This is a genomic window from Streptomyces sp. NBC_00569, from assembly GCF_036345255.1.
Lineage (GTDB): Bacteria > Actinomycetota > Actinomycetes > Streptomycetales > Streptomycetaceae > Streptomyces.
In genome coordinates this window covers 5,982,779-6,000,250 of sequence record NZ_CP107783.1, presented here as the reverse complement: position 1 = coordinate 6,000,250, position 17,472 = coordinate 5,982,779, and the positions used below count along the sequence as shown (strand labels likewise).

General features: G+C 73.0%; 14 protein-coding genes. 4 read left to right on the top strand and 10 right to left on the bottom strand.

Going from position 1 to position 17,472, the window contains the following annotated elements:
• Window positions 1-116: 116 nt before the first annotated feature.
• The 6 genes from manA to OHO83_RS27045 all read right to left on the bottom strand — a co-directional run bounded on the left by manA (window position 117) and on the right by OHO83_RS27045 (window position 6,351).
• On the bottom strand, window positions 117-1,268 hold the full coding sequence (manA, locus tag OHO83_RS27070; RefSeq protein WP_330279820.1) for a mannose-6-phosphate isomerase, class I: 1,152 nt from the start codon (window positions 1,266-1,268) through the stop codon (window positions 117-119).
• Window positions 1,269-1,330: 62 nt separating this feature from the next.
• Window positions 1,331-2,455 carry an SIS domain-containing protein gene (locus OHO83_RS27065; protein ID WP_266671195.1) on the bottom strand — a complete coding sequence of 375 codons (1,125 nt, stop codon included), beginning with the start codon at window positions 2,453-2,455 and terminating at the stop codon, window positions 1,331-1,333.
• A gap of 44 nt (window positions 2,456-2,499) precedes the next feature.
• Entirely contained in the window at window positions 2,500-2,670 is a 171-nt protein-coding gene (locus OHO83_RS27060) for a Trm112 family protein (RefSeq protein WP_100597970.1), read from the bottom strand.
• Window positions 2,671-2,780: 110 nt separating this feature from the next.
• Complete coding sequence (locus tag OHO83_RS27055) at window positions 2,781-4,145, bottom strand: phosphomannomutase/phosphoglucomutase (protein WP_266676394.1); 1,365 nt, start codon at window positions 4,143-4,145, stop codon at window positions 2,781-2,783.
• Between the two features lie 68 nt (window positions 4,146-4,213).
• Window positions 4,214-5,830 (bottom strand): L-lactate permease, encoded by a 1,617-nt coding sequence (locus tag OHO83_RS27050; RefSeq protein ID WP_266671196.1) that lies wholly within the window; start codon window positions 5,828-5,830, stop codon window positions 4,214-4,216.
• Window positions 5,831-5,973: 143 nt separating this feature from the next.
• Window positions 5,974-6,351, bottom strand: coding sequence for a DUF3499 domain-containing protein (locus tag OHO83_RS27045; RefSeq protein WP_206302118.1), 378 nt, complete (start codon window positions 6,349-6,351; stop codon window positions 5,974-5,976).
• Window positions 6,352-6,673: 322 nt separating this feature from the next.
• On the opposite strand from OHO83_RS27045, the gene OHO83_RS27040 reads away from it, so the two are divergent.
• Window positions 6,674-7,129, top strand: a complete 456-nt coding sequence (locus tag OHO83_RS27040) for a metallopeptidase family protein (protein ID WP_266676396.1) — start codon at window positions 6,674-6,676, stop codon at window positions 7,127-7,129.
• Between the two features lie 25 nt (window positions 7,130-7,154).
• On the opposite strand, the gene OHO83_RS27035 is transcribed toward OHO83_RS27040, so the two are convergent.
• The 3 genes from OHO83_RS27035 to OHO83_RS27025 form a co-directional block, all read right to left on the bottom strand.
• Entirely contained in the window at window positions 7,155-8,651 is a 1,497-nt protein-coding gene (locus OHO83_RS27035) for a DUF5719 family protein (protein ID WP_330279819.1), read from the bottom strand.
• A complete protein-coding gene (locus OHO83_RS27030; RefSeq protein WP_330279818.1) occupies window positions 8,648-12,358 on the bottom strand; it encodes a glycosyltransferase family 2 protein in 3,711 nt (1,236 codons plus the stop codon). The genes OHO83_RS27035 and OHO83_RS27030 overlap by 4 nt, the downstream gene beginning before the upstream one ends.
• 274 nt (window positions 12,359-12,632) lie before the next feature.
• Window positions 12,633-12,896, bottom strand: a complete 264-nt coding sequence (locus OHO83_RS27025) for a WhiB family transcriptional regulator (RefSeq protein WP_093617031.1) — start codon at window positions 12,894-12,896, stop codon at window positions 12,633-12,635.
• 697 nt (window positions 12,897-13,593) lie between these two features.
• Here OHO83_RS27025 and OHO83_RS27020 point away from each other — a divergent pair.
• Genes OHO83_RS27020 through OHO83_RS27010 form a run of 3 tightly spaced genes read left to right on the top strand, consistent with a single transcriptional unit; the run spans window position 13,594 to window position 16,385 of the window.
• Window positions 13,594-14,097, top strand: coding sequence for a cysteine dioxygenase (locus OHO83_RS27020; protein WP_266671202.1), 504 nt, complete (start codon window positions 13,594-13,596; stop codon window positions 14,095-14,097).
• Window positions 14,098-14,130: 33 nt separating this feature from the next.
• Window positions 14,131-15,090: a 2-phospho-L-lactate transferase gene (gene cofD / locus OHO83_RS27015; protein ID WP_266671204.1), complete on the top strand. Its 960-nt coding sequence runs from the start codon at window positions 14,131-14,133 to the stop codon at window positions 15,088-15,090.
• Complete coding sequence (locus OHO83_RS27010; RefSeq protein ID WP_330279817.1) at window positions 15,087-16,385, top strand: coenzyme F420-0:L-glutamate ligase; 1,299 nt, start codon at window positions 15,087-15,089, stop codon at window positions 16,383-16,385. The genes cofD and OHO83_RS27010 overlap by 4 nt, the downstream gene beginning before the upstream one ends.
• A 9-nt stretch (window positions 16,386-16,394) precedes the next feature.
• Here OHO83_RS27010 and OHO83_RS27005 read toward each other — a convergent pair whose 3' ends face one another.
• Entirely contained in the window at window positions 16,395-17,420 is a 1,026-nt protein-coding gene (locus tag OHO83_RS27005) for a DNA-3-methyladenine glycosylase family protein (protein WP_266671208.1), read from the bottom strand.
• Window positions 17,421-17,472 lie beyond the last annotated feature (52 nt).

Below are 17,472 nucleotides of genomic sequence, written 5' to 3'. Positions count from 1 at the left end.
TCCCTTCGTACGCCGTCCCGGTCCTGGCTCGTACGGATCTGTCCGCGTACGCCGTCCCGGGCTTTGCCCACCCTTTGCGGTGGGTCATTGTTGCAGCCCGGGACAGCGGGGGTGCGTCAGGCCACCACGGTTGCCCGGAAGAGCGTGCCGGCTCCGGACACTTCGGCCTTTTCGCCTGCCGGGACGAACACCGACTGCCCTGCGGTGAGGGCGAGTTCACCGGCGCGGACGGTGCCCGCGGTGCAGAGCAGGATCTGCGGGGTGCCGGCGGTGACGTCGTGCGGGGCTGCGCCCTCGGGCAGGACGTGGCGGGAGAGGCGGAATTCGTCGATGGGGGTCGCGTAGACCTCTTCGCCGTCGGGGGACGCCTCGGGGCGGAGGGTGCCGGGGTCGGTGGCCTCGAAGCGGACGATGCGCAGGAGTTCGGGGACGTCGACGTGCTTGGGTGTGAGGCCGCAGCGCAGGACGTTGTCCGAGTTGGCCATGATTTCGACGCCGAGGCCGTCGATGTAGGCGTGCGGGACGCCGGCGCCGAGGAAGAGGGCCTCGCCGGGGTTGAGCCGGACGTGGTTGAGCAGCATGGCGGCGATGACGCCGGGGTCGCCGGGGTAGTGGTGGGCGAGCCCGGCGTAGGGCGCGTAGTCGCCGCCGAGGCGTTCGGCGGCGGCCTCGGCCTCGGTGACCGTGGTGGCCATCTCCGCGGGGTCCGCGCTCAGTACGGCCGTCAGGACCTCGCGCAGCGCGGCCTCTTCGGGGTGGGCCCGCAGCAGGTCGGCGTAGGGCTTGAGGGAGTCGACGCCGAGGCCTTCGATGAGGCGTGCGGCCTCTTCGGGGGTGCGGAATCCGCACAGGCCCTCGAACGGCGTGAGGGCGCAGATCAGTTCGGGCTTGTGGTTGGCGTCCTTGTAGTTGCGGTGCGGGGCGTCTATCGGGACGCCGGCGCGCTCCTCGGCCTCGTAACCCTCCTTGGCCTGGGTCAGGTCGGGGTGGACCTGGAGGGAGAGCGGGGCGCCCGCGGCGAGGAGTTTGAGGAGGAAGGGGAGGCGGGGGCCGAACTTCGCGACGGCCTGCGGGCCGAGTTCACGCTCGGGGGCCTGGTCGATCACCTCGTTGAGCGGGCCGCGCCCGGTCTGCGAGGGGGCTCCCGGGTGGGCGCCCATCCACATCTCTGCCTGCGGCTCGCCCGTCGGCTCGGCACCGATGAGGTGCGGGATGGCGGTGGTCGAGCCCCAGGCATAGGGGCGGACGGTGTTGGTGAGGCGGTCCATCAGGTGTTCTTCTCCGTACGCGGGTCAGGGGCCGGCCGGTGTTCGGACCGGCCGGGTCCACGTCATGCGCCCGAGGCGAGCGCGAGGTAAACGGCGGCGAAATCCGTGACGGCGATCAGTTCGGCGAGTGTCTCCAGCTCGCCGCCCTCTTCGGGTTCGAGCTCGCTGATCGGGGTGTCGTGGCCGAGGGCCAGCTCGCGGGCGGCGGGCGCGGCGGTGAGGCCGCCGGGCCGGTCGCGCAGGAGGACGACGCGGACGCGCATCGGCTGTTCCTCGTCGACGCGGTCGCGGAAGAAGTCGTCGGGGTCGGCGCCGCCCGCGAGGTCGCCGAGGAGGAGGCGGCCATGCGCGGGGAGCGCCTCGGGCAGGTCGGAGGCGAGGGCCGGGCGGCCGGCGAGTTCGGCGAGCGCGGCGGCGAAGCGACGGCCTGCCGGGCCCGCGGCGTGCCCTTCGGTCCAGATCAGGGGCAGTGCGTCGGCGAGCTCGGCGGCGAGGGTCTTGGCGGGGTTGCCGTAGGTCGCAATCGCCGGGCCGCAGCGTTCGGCGGTCTGGTCGAGCCGGTCGGCGACCTTCTCCAGGGTCTCGGCCGGCGCGGAGAGCAGACCGGTGCGGTCCAGGAGGGAGAGCAGCGGGGTGAGCAGGGCCCACAGGGCGCCGGGCGCGGAGGCCGCGGCGGGTTCGTCGTCCTCGTACGGGGCGGTCGCCATCGGTACGAAGAGGCCGTGTGCCCCGGAGACGGCTTCGCTCAGGGGGGCGCCCGCGGGGCTGACGGCGACGATGGTGCAGCCGCGCCGGTAGGCCTGCTCGACGAGGAGGGCGAGTCCCGGCTCGGTGCCGTCGGTGGTCGCGACGAGGAGGAGGTCCACGGGGCCCGCCCAGCCGGGCAGCTCCCAGCGCAGGGCGCCCGCGGCGGGGGCGACTCCGGTGGGGCGCAGGCGGGCTACGGGGCAGGAGGCGCCGGCGAGCCTGTTGAGCAGGTCGGCGACGCAGCCGGCGGCCAGTCCGGGTCCCGCGAAGAGGACGGCGCGCGGGCGGCCGTCCGGTTTGAGCTCGGTGATTCCGGCCTCCGCGGCGTGCCGGACCGCGGTGCGGACACGGGCGCCGGCCTCGGCGGCGCCGCGCAGGAGTCCGCGGCGGTCGACCCTGGCGAGGGCCTCGGGGGCGTCGAGCAGCGATTCGTCGAGCATGGTGTCAGCCTCCGGGACGGCCCGTGCGGGGCCTCTGGTGGGACCTATGCGGGGCGGCGGGCCTCGTCCACGAGGAGTACGGGGATGCCGTCGCGGATCGGGTAGGCGAGGCCGCAGTCCGATCCGGTGCAGAGCAGCTCGGCGTCCGCCTCCTTGAGGGGGGCGTGGCAGGCCGGGCAGGCGAGGATCTCCAGAAGGCCGGCTTCGAGCGGCATGGGGTGTCCCTTCAGCGGTGTGAATGTGTGTACGTGCGGCCTGGTCAGCGTACCGCCGGGGGCGGGGGCACGGCTGCTCGGACGGGGGTCCCGTTTCGCGTCGGCCGTGGTCAGGCTCTGATGATCGCCAGGACCTCGTCACGGATCTTGGTCATCGTGGCTTCGTCCCTGGCCTCCGCGTTCAGCCGGAGGAGGGGCTCGGTGTTGGACGGGCGCACGTTGAACCACCAGTCCGCGGAGGTGATCGTCAGGCCGTCGAGCTCGTCGTGCGTGATGCCGTCCCGGCCGGCGTACTCGGTCTTGATCGCGGCGAGGCGGGCGTGCTGGTCGTCGACCGTGGAGTTGATCTCGCCGGAGCCGGTGTAGCGGTCGTACTCGGCGACGAGGGCGGACAGGGCGCCGCTCTGGCCGCCGAGGGCGGCGAGGACGTGGAGCGCGGCGAGCATGCCCGTGTCCGCGTTCCAGAAGTCGCGGAAGTAGTAGTGCGCCGAGTGCTCGCCGCCGAAGATCGCTCCGGAGGTGGCCATCTCCTGCTTGATGAAGGAGTGGCCCACGCGTGTGCGTACCGGTGTGCCGCCGTGTTCCTTCACGACCTCGGGGACGGACCAGGAGGTGATCAGGTTGTGGATGATCGTGCCCGTGCCGCCGTTCCTCGCCAGTTCGCGGGAGGCGACGAGGGCGGTGACGGCGGACGGGGAGACGGGGTCGCCGTGCTCGTCGACGACGAAGCAGCGGTCCGCGTCGCCGTCGAAGGCGAGGCCGAGGTCGGCGCCCTCCTCACGGACGCGCTTCTGGAGGTCCACGAGGTTCGCCGGGTCGAGCGGGTTGGCCTCGTGGTTGGGGAACGTGCCGTCGAGCTCGAAGTACATCGGGACGAGGTCGAGCGGCAGGCCCGCGAAGGCGGTCGGGACGGTGTGTCCGCCCATGCCGTTGCCCGCGTCGACGACGACCTTCAGGGGGCGGATCTGCGTGAGGTCGACGAGGGAGCGCAGGTAGGCCGCGTAGTCGTCGAGGGTGTCGCGCCGGGTGAGGGTGCCCGCCTTCACGGCGGGTTCGGGGGCGCCCGTCTCCAGCCACTTCTCGGCCAGCTCGCGGATCTCTGCCAGGCCCGTGTCCTGTCCGACGGGGGCGGCGCCTGCGCGGCACATCTTGATGCCGTTGTACTGGGCCGGGTTGTGCGAGGCCGTGAACATCGCGCCGGGCAGGCCGAGCGCGCCCGACGCGTAGTACAGCTGGTCGGTGGAGCACAGGCCGATCTCGGTCACGTCGGCGCCGAGGGCGGCGGCGCCGCGCGCGAAGGCCCGGGAGAGGCCGGGTGACGAGGGCCGCATGTCGTGTCCCACGACGATGGCCGCGGCGTCCGTGACGCGCACGAAGGCCGCGCCGAACAGCTCGGCGAGGTGCTCGTCCCACTGGTCCGGGACCACTCCGCGTACGTCGTACGCCTTGACGATCTGCGACAGATCAGCAGCCACGGTCACCCAACTCTCCTGAAGTCCGCTTCGGACAGCACAAACTACCCGTACGGACCGACAGTCAGCTGTCAGGGCAGCATCCAGCCGAGGACCGCGGAGCTCTGCGCCATCACGATCAGACACATCACGAGCAGCAGTCCCGCGCTCCACGGCAGCACCTTGCGCAACAGGTCCCCCTCCTTGCCCGCGAGGCCGACGGCGGCGCACGCGATGGTGAGGTTCTGCGGCGAGATCATCTTGCCGAGGACGCCGCCGGAGCTGTTCGCGGCGGCGAGCAGTTCGGGTGACAGGCCCGACTGCTGAGCGGCGGTGACCTGGAGTGCGCCGAACAGGGCGTTGGCGGAGGTGTCGGATCCGGAGACGGCGACGCCGAACCAGCCGAGTACGGGCGACAGGAACGCGAGGCCCGCACCGGCCGCGGCCACGAAGTGCCCGATGGTGGCTGCCTGTCCGGAGAGGTTCATGACGTAGGCGAGGGCCAGGACGCTGGTCACGGTGAGGATCGCGAAGCGCAGCTCGTACACGGTCGCCAGCCACTCGCGTACGGCCACGCGCGCGTGGACGCCGATGACGGCGGCCGTGATCGCGCCGGCGAGGAGGACGAGGGTGCCGCCGGTGGAGACGAGCGGCAGGGTGAAGACGTTGCCGCCGACGGGCTTGCCCTCAGGGCTCGCGACGTTCAGGAAGGGCCAGTCGAAGACGCGTGTCGCCTTGGCGATCCAGTCCTTGACCGCGGGGATCTGCGCGATCGAGAAGATGACGACGATGAGCGCGTACGGGGCGTAGGCACGCAGGACCTCGGGCCGCGGGTCGTCCTGGTCGAGCTCCTCGCTGCGTACGCCGGTCAGGACGGCGGCGCGTACGGGTTCGGCGGCGGGCCTGCGCGCGTGCGGCACGGCGACGAGGGCGCCCGCGCCGATGAGGGCGGCCGCGATGTCGGCGAGCTGCGGGGAGACGTAGTTGGAGGCGGCGAACTGGGCGGCGGCGAAGGCGACTCCGCAGGCGAGGGCGGGTATCCAGGTCTCGCGCAGGCCCCGCCGCCCGTCCACGAGCCAGACGAGGATGAGCGGCACCAGCAGGGCGAGCAGCGGTGTCTGACGGCCCACCACGGAGGCGACGGAGTCGAGCGGGAGTCCGGTGACCTGAGCGAGGGTGACGACGGGGGTGCCCATCGCGCCGAAGGCCACGGGCGCGGTGTTGGCGACGAGGGCGACGACGGCCGCCTTCACGGGGTCGAAGCCGAGCGCGACGAGCATCACGGAGCAGATCGCGACGGGCGCCCCGAAGCCGGCGAGCGCCTCCAGCAGGGCGCCGAAGCAGAACGCGATGACGAGGGCCTGGATGCGCGGGTCGTCGGACAGCCGCCCGAAGGAGCGGCGCAGGATGTCGAAGTGCCGGGTGCGGACGGTCATCCGGTACACCCACAGGGCGTTGACGACGATCCACATGATGGGGAAGAGCCCGAACAGCACGCCCTGTACGGCGCTCGACACGGTCTGGCCGACAGGCATCCCGTAGGCGAGGCAGGCGACGAGGGCGGCCACGGCGAGCCCGATGAGGCCCGCGAGGTGGGCCTTCATGCGGACGGCGCCGAGCAGGACGAGCACGGTGACCAGGGGCAGGGTCGCGACAAGTGCGGACAGGCCGAGCGATCCGGCCACCGGTTCAAGCTGCTGGACGAACACGGGCGCCTCCCGGGGCTCTGGGTGGCGAAATTGTTGTGTCCGCAACAAACTCAGGTCAATGAGTGGGACGAAGGAGATTCCGTAAAGGGGAAACCGAAGTCCGAATTCCGGCTGGCGGTCCGGCTAACCGGATCGGGTCGGGCTCAGTTGTCCGGTGAGCGCAGCACCCGCAGATGGCCGCGGCGCGCGACCTCCATCGGGTCCGCCGTGCGGGGGCCCGAGCCGCCCGCCTCGGCCGCGCGCTCCTGCGGGCGGGCCGCCTCACGCACGGCGTTCGCCAGGGCCTCCAGATCGTCGCCGCTGGGGCGCGAGGGGCCGGAGGTGTCGGCGAGCCGGACGACCTCCCACCCGCGCGGGGCGGTGAGGCGCTCGGAGTGCTCGGCGCACAGGTCGTAGCAGTGGGGTTCGGCGTAGGTGGCGAGGGGGCCGAGGACCGCGGTCGAGTCGGCGTAGACGTACGTCAGCGTCGCGACGGCGGGACGGCCGCAAGCGGTGCGCGAACAGCGACGTACAGGGCTCACAGCGTTGGACGGTACCGCACTCTTGAGCGGGCCGCGACGACTCCCCGGGAGGTCACCCCACCGTGTCGTGGTGCGCAGCGGCGCACACGGGGTACCGGGAGCGCGTCGCTGACCTGCGCGGACCGGGGGTGGTACGCCCCGTGCCCCTGGTGCGTACGGTCACCGGTCGGGGCAAATACCGACAGGAGCCGCGAGGTCACCGGTCCGGGAGGGATGCCGAATCGCACCCAAGTTTGGCTTGATCGGTCGGGAAGCGACATGCCGGTTCCGTGCGGGCCACCGCGGGCGGGTGCGTCCGCGGGAGGTCTACGCTGCGTCAGTGATGGAGAACCCCGTACCGCCCCCCGCCGCAGAGCCGAAGCCTCCCCGCCGCCGCGACCGTCACGGCAGGGGCATGCGAGGGCCCGTCGCCCCTCCTCAGGTCCCGCTCTCCGCGAGCCGGGCCGCGGGGTTCGCCGATCTGGTGCAGGACTCCGTGGAGCGGCTCGAGCGGCGCCTCCCGCAGCTCGCCGACATCGATTTCCTCATTCTCGATGTGCCCTCGGTCGGCACGGCCGGTGAGGGCTGGAGCGACGAGGCGGTGCCCCTGGGGTCCACGATCGCGGCGCGCGAGGGGCACCCCGCGCGCGTGGTCGTCTACCGCCGCCCGGTCGAGATCCGCACCAAGGGCCGCGACGAGCGCGCGGCCCTGGTGCACGAGGTCGTGGTCGAGCAGGTCGCCGAACTCCTCGGGCTGTCCCCGGAGACGGTGGATCCTCGCTACGGCGACGAGGAGTGACCCGGCGGACCGGGTCACCGCGAGATCACTTCTGCAGTACCGACAGATCCTGGTCCGCGTGCGGCACCGACACCGTCCCCCGGTCGTCCGGGAGCGTCTGGACGGTGAACATGGGGACGCCAGGGACGTCCGCGTCGGGCACGTCCAGCATCCGCGAGCCGTAGACCTCCCCGCCCGACACCTGCTCCACCGTCAACGCGTACGACCCCTTGAGCCCGGCCGGGACCGGCGGCCGCACGGACATCGTCGTGCCGCCCTTCACGGTGTACGTCTTCGTGACCGGGGTGCCGCCCTCGGTGCCCGCCGACGCCGTCACCTTGACCGTGCCCGCCGCGCCGGGGGCCGTCAGCGACAGCGTCGAGCCCTTCGCGCGGTTGTCGGCGACGGTCGCCCGCGCGCCGACGGGCCGGGTCGCCGGGATGAACGCCGACTCCTGGTCGTCGCCCTTGCCGCGCACGACGCGCAGGGCGGCCACGACCGGGGCCGAGTCGCCCGTGGGCGTCAGGACGAGGGAGCCGGCCTCGCCGCGCGTCACGTCGCCCAGGTCGACGGCGGCCGTCATCCCCGACTTCACGTGCAGGCTCTCGTGCCCGGCCGGGGTGATGCGGCCGGTCGGGGAGGCCAGCTGGACCTTCAGGTCCGCGTCGTTGTCGCCGGGCGTGAAGGCGACCAGGCGCACGCTCGTGGCGTCCTTCGGGATCCCGGGAAGGACGACCGTGCCCGCGGGGTCCGCGGACGCCGGGAGCCAGTCGCCGCCGAGCTTGTCGTCCGCGGCGAGGACGGCGGCGGCGACCCGGCCGCTGCGGGCCGTCACATGGAGCGTGACGTTCGTCTGCGGCTTGTCGGTGAGGGTGGACAGCAGGACCGGCACGCTGGAGTGCGGCTGGACCTGGATGCCCTCGCCCACATCGGACTTGATGGCGCCCTTCGCCCCGAACAGCTGGACGTCGACCACCGCTGCCGAGTCGTCCGGGTTCGTGAGGTGGATGTAGTCGCTGCGCTCCTTGGCGGTGGAGGCGCCCGGGAACCAGAAGTCCGTGTCCGGCGCCGAGCAGTTCACCCCGAGCAGGCCGCGGCCGGTGCCGGCGGCCACCTCCGTCGTCTGCTGCACGGTCCAGCCGGGCGCGAGATTCCCGTCGGCGCTCCCCACGAGCGCGGGCGACTCGGCGCCCGACGCCTCACCCGCGACGGGCCTGCCCGGCTTCAGCGGGGACAGCACCGGCTTGTCGGCCTTGCCCTTGCCGCTCCCGGTGCCGTCCGTCAGCTCGCGCGTGGCCGGCGACAGGGCGGCCTTGCCGGAACTCCCCGAACCCTGCGAGACGGGTGTGTACGAGGTGTACGCGGTCTCGGCGAGGTCCGACGTGCTCGGCGCGGGGCACAGCAGGCTGGAGCGCTCCACCGGCAGCCGCGCGGCCGCCTTCGCGGAGTCGCCGTCGTCGCCGGGCGCGGTGGCCGCCGCGAAACCGGTGACGGCGGCGAGGGCCGCGGCCGCGGCGATCAGGGACAGGGTGGTGCGGTTCACTGCTGGCTCCCGTCGGGGCGCTCACTGTCGGTGCCGTGCGGCGGCTGCGCGGGCTGCTGCGGCTGCTCGTACGGGGCGTCGTAGGCCTGCTCGCCGTACTGCTGCCGGCCGTCGTACGTGCCCCCGTAGGCGTACGGGTCGTACTGGCCGGCCTGGTAGGGGTCGACCTGATAGGGATCCGCCTGCTGGGCCGGGTCGTACGGGCCCTGGTAGGCGCCGTCCTGGTACTGCTGCTGATCACCCGCGGCGTACTGGCCGTAGTCGGCGGCCGCGTACGTGGGGGCGTCCCACTCGCCGTACGACTGCTGGTGCGGCACACCGGCCGCGGCGAGCTCCTCCTCCGAAGGCGGCGGCGGTACCGCGCCGTCCGTGCTCTCGGCCGCGACCTGTTCGGCCTCCGCCTGGGCGCGCAGGCGACGGGCCCTGCGGCCCTCGCCCTCGACGGCCTGCGCGGGCACGACGGGCTCCTCGGGGAGGTCGTCGTCCACGTCCCGGCGCCGGCCCGGCAGCGCGAGCACGACGAGGACGAGAGCGAGCACGCCCTGCGCCCACAGCCAGGCCGCATGCGAGATCGGCGCGTCGAACGTGACGTCCAGGCGGCCGCCCGTGGCGGGCAGTTCGAAGCCCTGCGCCCAGCCGTCGACGGTCGTCCTCGTCAGGGGCGCCCCGTCCAGCGTCGCCGTCCAGCCCTCGTCGGCCGTGTCGGCGATGCGCAGGACGCGGCCGGCCTTGCCCTCGGGGATCTTCGTGTGGAGTTCGACGGGGCCCGCGGCGACGGGCTGCGGCTCGTCGGACCCGGACACGATCGCGGCGCGGGAGACCTGCCGGTCCACGCGCCACAGGGCGGTGCCGTCCTGCTGGCTGAGCCGGGACAGGCCGGGCGTGGAGTCGAGGACACGGCTCATCTGCCGGGGCGCGCCCGCGCGTACGAGGACGTAGCGCACGGCGAAGCCGCCGAGCTGGTCGGCCTGGTCGGCGCCGGAGCCGGCGACGAGGTTGGCGACGACCTTGTCGAGCTTCTTGTTGCTGCCGCCCGCCTCGGTCAGTTCGCCGTCACCGAGGCGCGCGCCGGCGCCGCGCACCAGGGTGTACGACACCCGGGCGGCCGAGTCGCTGTCCATGACGAGGGTGCGGGCCTGGTCCTGGGTGTCGCTCTCCTCGGCGACGAACGCGGGCACCTGGGTGGGGTCGCGGCGCTCCAGGGGGCCGTCGGCCCCGCGGATCATCCAGCCCGCCGCGGCGAGGAGCGGTCCGGCCACGGCGGCGAACGCGATGAGGGCCGCCACCGGCTGCCGCCAGCCGAAGCTCTGCTCGGCCACGCGCGAGCGTGCCCCATCCGCGCCGAGCACGGCGGCGGCGAGGAGGGCGATGCCGTAGACGAGGGTCGCGGGCCCGGCCCAGGCCGAGCTGTTCGACAGGGCCGCGAAGACCAGCGCCACCAGGGCGATCGCCCAGGCGGTGAGGACGGCGGGGCGGCGCTCGGTGCGCAGGAGCGCGGCGAGCCCGGCGAGGACGATGCCGATGAGCAGCAGTCCGCCGAGGGTGCCGGAGCCGCCGGGCGAGGCGCCGAGCAGGCCGAGCGCGGACGCCGACCCCTTCCCGTACGGAAGGCCCGCCTCCTTGAAGAAGCCGAACGGAAGCAGCGTCAGCGACCAGGGCGCGAGGATCAGGAGCGGGGTGCCGAGCGCGGCCAGGAAGCGGAGCCCGTACGCGGTGATGTCGCCGCGGCGGACCGCGAGGAGCGCGATGCCGAGGACCAGCGCGATCGGCCACACGATGGGCGCGAAAGCCGTCGTGACGGTCAGCAGGAGGGCGTACGCCCAGGTGGCGCGCCAGCTGCCGCGCGCCCCCGCGTGGTTCATCAAGCCGCTGGCGGACAACCCCGCGCGCGCGATGAGCGGCAGCAGGATCGCGAGCACCGCGGTGCCGATCCGGCCACCGGCGAGCGCTCCGGTGGCGGCGGGCAGGAAGGCGTACGCGACCGAGGCCCACGCGCGCAGCAGGCGCGAGGTGACCAGGGGCCGCGAGGCGAAGTAGGCGGTGAAGCCGGCGAGCGGCACCGAGCAGACGAGGAGCACGGTGACGGCGAGTCCGGTCGAGCCGAACAGGAGCGTGGAGAACGCGGCGACGAGCGCCAGGTACGGCGGCGCGGACTGGGTGCCGCCCGTGCCGGCCGCGTGCCAGCCGTCGAGATAGCGCGACCACAGGGCGGACGCGTCACCCGGAGCGGGCAGCAGCGCGCCGCCCGCGAGCGCCCCGCCGCCGAGCAGCGCGCGGCAGGCGATGAGCGACACGAACAGCAGCACCACGAAGAGCACCGGTCCCGGCTTGCGGGCGATGCGCTTGAGACGGGCGAACTGCTCGATCTCCAGGAAGTCCGCGTCGTCACCGCCGGGGCCGGACTCGACGGCGCTGCCGTGCCGTCCCGCGGCGTTGATCTCGGGGTCGGACGCGCCGAAGAGGCTGCCCGCGACCTGCTCGACGGTGAGCCGGACCGTGGCGCCCGGCGGCGGGAAGAGCGGCCGCAGCTCCTTGGCGTCGACCACTCCCTTGCCGCGCCTGCGACGGGCCGCGAGGATCCGCTCGGGCCGCAGCAGGGTGCCGAGGAGACCGGTGATCTCGTCGAGCGCCTGGCCGGGAACCTTGCCGACGAGGTACGCGAGCGTACGCGCGAGCGTGCCGATGACGAGGCGCAGGAGTACCCAGGGCAGCACGGCCGTAGGGGCGTTGACGAGCAGGGTGTAGACGGCGCCGGCCTTGTCGACCTTGTGCGGGGACGTCGCCGTGCGGCCCACGCAGTCGACGGTGCGGCGCTCGCGCGAGGAGGCCTCCGCGTGCCGGACGACGGCGTCGGGGGCGATGACGACGCGGTGCCCGGCGGCCTGGGCGCGCCAGCACAGGTCGACGTCGTCGCGCATCAGGGGCAGCCTGCGGTCGAACCCGCCGAGCTGTTCGAAGACATCGCGCCGGATCAGCATGCCGGCGGTGGACACGGACAGGACGGGCCGCACGTGGTCGTGCTGCCCCTGGTCCTGCTCGCGGCGGTCGAGGCCGGTCCAGCGGCGCCCCGAGTTGGCGATGGAGACGCCGACCTCGAGGAGCTGCCTGCGGTCGTACCAGCCGAGCAGCTTGGGGCCGACGACGGCGACCTCGTTGCCGATCTCGCGCTCGTTCTCGACGACGCGCAGGAGTTCGGCGAGCGCGTCGGGCTCGGGCGCGCAGTCGTCGTGCAGGAGCCACAGCCACTGCTCGGGCTCGCCGTGCGGCAGCTCCGGCATGTCGTAGGCGTCGTCGCGCCAGCTCCGGCTGACGGGGTCCCAGCCGCTGGGGCGCTTGAGGTACGGCAGCTCCTCCGGGGTCAGCACGCCCGCGGTGCGTGTCGCTTCGTCGACGGCCTGACCGAAGCCGGTGCGGCGCGCCAGGTGGAGAACGCGCTCGTCGCCGATCGCGTCGGCGATCATCGTGGCGGAGGCGTCCGCACTGCCGGTGTCGGCCGCTACGGCGTTCTGTACGGGGCGCTCCTGGCCGAGCAGTCCTGACAGGACGTCGGGCAGCCAGCGTGCTCCGTCGTGGGAGACAAGCACGGCGGTGACGACATGTCTGGGGAACTCGGGTGGCCTGGTCGGGTCTGGCCCTGCGGCGTGCCCCGGGTTGAACGCGGCTGCGGCAGTGTCGAATTGGCCTGCCGAATGGCTGTGCACGGACATCGAGGTACGGGCCCCGGTTCGTTGGACTGCGGTGGACGCCTGTGCCCTGCCGGGCGCTGGGTCGTCTCGGACGGGGCCCCACACTAACGGCTGACAACAACGGCGACCCGCCCCCTGTGGACAACCCAGGGCGACGGGCCGATCGCTACGCGGAAAAGTGTCTTCGGACGGCGTCCTTGTCGCGGTCCTCGGTGGGGCCCCGGCTCTGGTCCCGGCTACGGGCCCTGGCGCGGGGCTTCGTGCGGCCTTGCGGCGTTCTGCGGCCTTTGCCGCCTCAGACCGCGGCCTTCTTCAGGCGGCGCCGCTCACGCTCGGAGAGGCCGCCCCAGATGCCGAATCGCTCGTCGTTGGCGAGTGCGTATTCGAGGCACTCGGACCGGACCTCGCAGGCGAGGCAGACCTTCTTGGCCTCCCGGGTGGAGCCGCCCTTCTCCGGGAAGAAGGACTCGGGGTCGGTCTGGGCGCACAGTGCGCGCTCCTGCCAGCCGAGTTCCTCTTCCGCGTCCTCGACCAGCAGTTGCTGAAACGACTCGGTCATAGTGCGCCCCTCGTCCGTCTGTGCGTCCCCGTGATGCTGCCGTAACCGATTTCGGCTGAACGACACGAGTGAAATTACAAGTGTGCCGATCCGGGCCAGTCAAGCCGAGATCTGCTATTGGGTCCCTTATTCACTCTGCGGAACCAAGGGTATGCGGAAAGTGTTCAAATCGGCCTAAACCTTGACACTTGCCAGAGGCCCATCCCGGCCGTCACTCCCCCAGGAGCTCCGGCAGGCCTCGCGCGGACCTCTGCAAGGAAGGACGTCTCGGGCGTTGATCCCGTTCCGGGAGCGGCGCCGGAGCGTTCCGGATCACATTCGGATCACGGGGGCGCAACGGCGTTTGTACGCCCGGTTGATGCGCCATGTGTCCCGGCCGAAAGCTGAACAAACCTTTCGCCTGGCAGGGCAACCGGATGAGGTGAAACATATCCCACAATCCGGACACTCGGTTGACAGCGGAGGAATGAACCGGTGTGCTGGTGGGCATGCTCGCGAACTTGGCGCTTTCCGTGACCCGACCCGGGTCCCTCGGTGCTGCCCACGCGCGCTGTCGCTGTTGCTGTCCCAGCTGTTGAGCCCACCGCGCTCCGGCTGAACCCCCTCGCTCCACCGCGCTCCACTCCCCCGGCAGTTCATCCGTGCCGGGCGCCGTCAAGCGACACCCCCAGCACACCGCCGAGGAACCCCCATACCCATGAACAGCAACAGCGACCTGCAGATCGCCGGCGACATCCTCGAAGTACCCCACCTGCTCCAGCCCGCGCGCGAGCACCCGGTCACCGTCGCCGAGTTCGCCGGCCTGGCCCGCACCATCGCCGCCGACCGCGGCCGGTGGGAACACCTCGTCGAGTACGACGCCACCAGCCGCTGGTACCACCGCCTGCAGACGGGCCCCGGCTACGAGGTCTGGCTCCTGTCCTGGGTGCCCGGGCAGGGCAGCGGACTGCACGACCACGGCCGCTCCTCCGGGATACTGACCGTCCTTCAGGGCGAGTTGACGGAGCGTTCGGAGCGCGGCTCCCGCGCCCTCGCGCCCGGCGCACAGCGCGTCTTCGCCCCCGGCTACGTCCACGAGGTCGTCAACGACGCGCTGGAACCCGCCGTCAGCCTCCACGTGTACTACCCCGGCCTCACCGAGATGCCCATGCACGCCCCCCGCTGCGTCAGCGACGCCACGCAGGATGCCGTGACCGCCTGACGGACTGTCGTACCCGCCTGCGATGCTGGGCACATGCGCATTGTGGTTCTGGCAGGCGGCATCGGTGGTGCCCGGTTCCTTCGCGGTCTCAAGCAGGCCGCACCGGACGACGCGGTCATCACGGTCATCGGCAACACCGGGGACGACATCCATCTCTTCGGCCTGAAGGTCTGTCCCGACCTCGACACGGTGATGTACACGCTCGGCGGCGGCATCAACGAGGAGCAGGGCTGGGGACGTAAGGACGAGACGTATCTCGTCAAGGAGGAGCTCGCCGCGTACGGGGTGGGGCCCGAGTGGTTCGGTCTCGGCGACCGGGACTTCGCGACCCACATCGTCCGTACGCAGATGCTGGACGCCGGCTATCCGCTGAGCGCGGTCACCGAGGCGCTGTGCGAGCGCTGGAAGCCCGGCGTGCGGCTCATCCCGATGTCCGACGACCGCATCGAGACCCATGTCGCGGTGACCCTCGACGGGGAGCGCCGGGCCGTGCACTTCCAGGAGTACTGGGTGAAGCTGCGGGCCTCCGTGGACGCGCACGCGGTGGTGCCCGTCGGCGCCGAGCAGGCCAAGCCCGCGCCGGGTGTCCTGGAGGCCATCGCCGAGGCGGACGTCATCCTCTTCCCGCCGTCCAACCCCGTCGTCAGCGTCGGGACCATCCTCGCCGTGCCCGGCATCCGCGAGGCCATCGCCGAAGCCGGTGTGCCCGTCGTCGGACTTTCGCCCATCGTCGGGGACGCGCCCGTGCGCGGCATGGCCGACAAGGTCCTCGCCGCCGTGGGCGTCGACTCGACGGCCGCCGCGGTCGCCGAGCACTACGGGTCGGGGCTGCTCGACGGGTGGCTCGTCGACACGGTGGACGCGGGCACCGTGGAGCGCGTCGAGGCGGCGGGCATCCGCTGCCGCGCGGTGCCGCTGATGATGTCCGACCTGGACGCGACGACGCAGATGGCGCGTGAGGCGCTCACGCTCGCGGAGGAGGTCCGCGCGTGAGTGACGCCCCCTCCTTCCGCGCCTGGGCGCTCCCCGGCATCCCCGAGGTCCGGGAGGGCGACGACCTCGCCAAGCTGATCGCCACCGCCGAGCCCGGCCTCGTCGACGGGGACGTGCTGCTCGTCACCTCGAAGATCGTCAGCAAGGCCGAGGGCCGGATCGTCGAGGCCACCGACCGCGAGGCGGCCATAGACGCCGAGACCGTACGCGTCGTCGCGCGCCGCGGCACCCTGCGCATCGTCGAGAACAAGCTGGGCCTGGTCATGGCCGCCGCCGGCGTCGACGCGTCGAACACGCCCGCGGGCACCGTGCTGCTGCTCCCGGAGGACCCCGACGCGTCCGCCGCGGCGATCCGGGACGGGCTGCGGGACGCGCTCGGCGTGGACGTCGGGGTCGTCGTCACGGACACCTTCGGCCGCCCGTGGCGCAACGGCCTGACGGATGTCGCCATCGGTGCCGCGGGCGTGCACGTGCTCGACGACCTGCGCGGCGGCACGGACGCGTACGGCAATCCGCTCAGCGCCACCGTCGTCGCCACGGCGGACGAGCTGGCCGCCGCCGGGGACCTGGTGAAGGGCAAGGCGGCCGGGCTGCCCGTCGCCGTCGTGCGCGGGCTCGCGCACGTGGTGGGCGAGGGCACCGGCGCGCGCGAGCTGGTGCGCGTCGCGCGGGACGACATGTTCCGGCTCGGCACGTCCGAGGCCGTACGGGAGGCCGTGACCCAGCGGCGCACGGTGCGGGCGTTCACGGACGAGCCGGTCGACCCGGGAGCCGTACGGCGCGCGGTCGCCGCGGCCGTGACCGCGCCCGCCCCGCACCACACGACGCCGTGGCGGTTCGTGCTCCTGGAGTCGCAGGACTCGCGGGTCCGGCTGCTCGACGCGATGCGGGACGCGTGGGTCGAGGACCTGCGGCGCGACGGCAAGAGCGAGGAGTCCGTCGCCAAGCGCGTGCGCCGCGGCGACGTGCTGCGCCAGGCGCCGTACCTGGTCGTGCCGTGCATGGTGATGGACGGGTCGCACACGTACGGGCACGCGCGGCGGGACGCCGCCGAGCGGGAGATGTTCGTGGTCGCGGCCGGTGCGGGCGTGCAGAACTTCCTGGTCGCGCTCGCCGGTGAGCGGCTCGGGTCCGCGTGGGTGTCGTCGACGATGTTCTGCCGCGATGTCGTCCGCGAGGTGCTCGGGCTTCCGCAGGAGTGGGACCCGATGGGCGCCGTCGCCGTGGGGCACGCGGCCGCCGCCCCGGCCGAGCGCCCGGCGCGTGACGCCGGTGACTTCGTGGTCGTGCGCTAGAAGAGCGGGCTACCAGTCGGCGATGTTCGTACGGCGCATCTTCGGCTGTCTGCGCGGGGGTGTGCGGCCGCTGAGGAGGACGAGGCGGGCCGCGCGGTGGCGCTGGCCCTGCTCCTCGTACGGGGCGAGGAGCCGCAGCATCTCCGCGTCGTCGGCGTCGCGGTTGCCGGCGAGGGCGTAACCGACGATGCCGGGCAGGTGGACGTCGCCGGTCGTCACGGCGTCGGCGGCGCCGTTACTGCGCTGGACCGTCTCGGCGGAGGTCCAGGGGCCGATGCCGGGGATCAGTTCGAGGCGGGCGCGGGCGTCGGCCGGGGTCATCGCCGCGGCCTCCTCCATACGCCGTGCCACCTTGACGGCCCGCAGGATGGTCGAGGCCCGCTTGTTGTCGACGCCCGCGCGGTGCCACTCCCAGGACGGGATGAGTGACCAGGCGCGCGGCTCAGGCATGACGTGAAGGCCGAGCCCGGCGGTGGGGCCGGGCGCCGGGGTGCCGTACGTACGGAGCAGGATGCGCCAGGCGCGGTACGCCTCATCCGTCGTGATCTTCTGTTCCAGGATCGACGGGATCAGCGATTCCATGACCAGGCCCGTACGCAGCAGGCGCAGTCCCGGCCGGTAGTGGTGGGCGTGCGCGAGGAGCCTGTGACGCGGCTCGAACGCCTCGGGCTCGTCCGACTCGCCGAGAAGTTCCGGGAGTTGGGTAAGGAGCCAGGTCGCGCCCGGGCCCCACGCCTCCGCCTCGGCCACTCCGCCGCGCAGGGCCACGCGCAGGGTGCCGGGGCCTTCGGGGGTGCGGGTGGCCCTCCAGACCGAGCCGTCCGGTGTGACACGGAAGGCGGGGTCGGCGGGCCCCCGGCGCAGCGGGCCCAGGGTCAGACCCAGGTCGAACGGGCCCTTGGGGGTCCAGCGGCGGGTGTGCGCCGCGGTCGCCGGACGCGGCACGACGGCTCGGGGCACGACGGCCCTGGGCACGCCGGTCTCGCCGCCGCGCACCGTGGTGCGCGTGGGGCGGGGGGCGTATCGGCCGGCCAAGGGGTCCTCGTCGGGTGGTGGGGGTGCTCCTTGCAGCGTAGGGGGTCGCACT

What these genes read in the sequence shown, in the direction of transcription:
- OHO83_RS27025 (WP_093617031.1), bottom strand. Translation starts at nt 12,896, where the DNA reads ATGACCGAGTCGTTTCAGCAACTGCTGGTCGAGGACGCGGAAGAGGAA.
- OHO83_RS27020 (WP_266671202.1), top strand. Translation starts at nt 13,594, where the DNA reads ATGAACAGCAACAGCGACCTGCAGATCGCCGGCGACATCCTCGAAGTA.
- manA (WP_330279820.1), bottom strand. Translation starts at nt 1,268, where the DNA reads ATGGACCGCCTCACCAACACCGTCCGCCCCTATGCCTGGGGCTCGACC.
- OHO83_RS27060 (WP_100597970.1), bottom strand. Translation starts at nt 2,670, where the DNA reads ATGCCGCTCGAAGCCGGCCTTCTGGAGATCCTCGCCTGCCCGGCCTGC.
- cofD (WP_266671204.1), top strand. Translation starts at nt 14,131, where the DNA reads ATGCGCATTGTGGTTCTGGCAGGCGGCATCGGTGGTGCCCGGTTCCTT.
- OHO83_RS27030 (WP_330279818.1), bottom strand. Translation starts at nt 12,358, where the DNA reads ATGTCCGTGCACAGCCATTCGGCAGGCCAATTCGACACTGCCGCAGCC.
- OHO83_RS27065 (WP_266671195.1), bottom strand. Translation starts at nt 2,455, where the DNA reads ATGCTCGACGAATCGCTGCTCGACGCCCCCGAGGCCCTCGCCAGGGTC.
- OHO83_RS27040 (WP_266676396.1), top strand. Translation starts at nt 6,674, where the DNA reads ATGGAGAACCCCGTACCGCCCCCCGCCGCAGAGCCGAAGCCTCCCCGC.